Source organism: Planktothrix sp. PCC 11201, from assembly GCF_900009135.1.
Taxonomy (GTDB): domain Bacteria; phylum Cyanobacteriota; class Cyanobacteriia; order Cyanobacteriales; family Microcoleaceae; genus Planktothrix.
In genome coordinates this window covers 1-269 of record NZ_LT797782.1, presented here as the reverse complement: position 1 = coordinate 269, position 269 = coordinate 1, and the positions used below count along the sequence as shown (strand labels likewise).

The window sequence follows — 269 nt, the reverse complement described above, 5'->3', positions numbered from 1 at the left end:
AACTAATCCCACGGATATTATTAATCCAGAAATATCTAATTATCCCCCTCTGCAAAAACAACCAGATTCCACAATTAGTCCCACAGATAGTAGTGATTCCCAGGATATTGCTACACCAGAAATCTCTAATTACTCCCCTATTCAGAAACAACCAGATTCCACAACTAATCCCACGGATATTATTACACCAGAAAACTCTAATTATTCTCCTCTGCAAAAACAACCAGATTCCGCAATTAATCCCAGAGATATTATTAACCCAGAAATCT

The 269-nt window shown here is 36.8% G+C and carries 1 protein-coding gene; it reads left to right on the top strand.

Annotation, left to right across the window (positions count from 1 at the left end):
• On the top strand, window positions 1-269 hold a 269-nt coding region (locus PL11201_RS26690; RefSeq protein WP_159451592.1), incomplete at both ends, for a hypothetical protein.